The 1204-nt window shown below is 49.4% G+C and carries 2 protein-coding genes; both read right to left on the bottom strand.

The genetic code is table 11. From position 1 onward, the window contains the following. Positions 1 to 767, bottom strand: a 767-nt coding sequence (gene mlaE, locus R7Q38_RS23985; protein ID WP_318114559.1) for a lipid asymmetry maintenance ABC transporter permease subunit MlaE, incomplete at its 3' end; no start/stop codon positions are given. Next, positions 757 to 1204, bottom strand: a 448-nt coding sequence (locus R7Q38_RS23980; RefSeq protein WP_318114558.1) for an ATP-binding cassette domain-containing protein, incomplete at its 5' end; no start/stop codon positions are given. The genes R7Q38_RS23980 and mlaE, both read right to left, overlap by 11 nt.

The raw sequence follows: 1204 nt of genomic DNA, 5'->3' as shown, positions 1-1204 counted from the left end.
AGTACAAAGTCTAATCCTAGTACTGCTAAAGAAGAATGCACAACAGTGCGCGTAGTTGCTCGGCTGATCCCTTCCGAGGTAGGAATCGCATCGTAGCCATTAAATAGAGCAATCCAAGTTACCGTAATGGCAAACACAAAGCATTTGATCATGCTGTTGCCGATATCTTGTCCCAACTCAACAGAAGATTGCATGGCTGCCCAAAAGCTGCCGTGATCCACACCTTTCCAATCCACCCCGACGAGCTGTGCCCCCCAGATGCCAACAGCCATGAAGATCATCGCAAGTAGTGGCATTGAGATAGCCCCAGCCCAAAAACGTGGTGCAATCACTCGTTTCAGTGGGTCAACTGCCATCATTTCTAAGCTTGAAAGCTGCTCAGTAGCTTTCATCAAACCAATTTCTGCCGTCAGCGCAGAGCCTGCACGTCCAGCGAAAAGAAGCGCAGTAACCACCGGCCCAAGTTCACGCAGTAGTGACAACGCGACCATCTGACCAAGACTGCCTTCCGCGCCGTAATCCACCAGCACTACATAGCCTTGCAAGCTAAGAACCATGCCGATAAACAAACCAGATACGACGATAATAGCCAGTGATTGCACGCCAACGGAATACAACTGTTTGATGAGTAGAGGAAAACTTTTAGAGGGTTGAGGCTTAGAGAAGATAGCGCCAACAAGCATCAAGGTTGCACGGCCAAAAGCTTCACAGATGGCGAGCGTGCGTCTTCCTAATGAAGCGACAAATTGAATAAAGCTAGCGACCATCAAATAGATCCTTTTCGATACTTTGCGCAGGAAAACGAAACGGCACTGGGCCATCTGCATCACCTTGTAAGAACTGCTGCACTCGCGGGTCTGGGTTTTGACTCAACTCCTCTGGCGTGCCAAACGCGATGATCTTGCCATCTGCTAGTAGGTAAACCCAATCAGCAATACTCATGACCTCCGGTACATCGTGTGATACCACAATAGACGTAAGGCCTAGAGCTTGGTTTAAGTCTTTGATCAACTCAACCAAAACACCCATGGTAATTGGATCTTGTCCCACAAATGGTTCATCGAACATGATTAAATCAGGGTCAAGTGCGATGGCACGAGCCAATGCGGCACGCCTAGCCATACCGCCCGAAAGCTCACTTGGCATTAATTGCGCGGCTCCGCGCAGGCCAACCGCTTCGAGCTTAAGCAGCACCATAGTACGA

Source organism: Vibrio sp. Vb0598, assembly GCF_033338935.1.
GTDB lineage: Bacteria > Pseudomonadota > Gammaproteobacteria > Enterobacterales > Vibrionaceae > Vibrio > Vibrio alginolyticus.
Note: the sequence above shows the minus strand (reverse complement) of the source record. Positions and strands in the feature narration are given on the sequence as shown.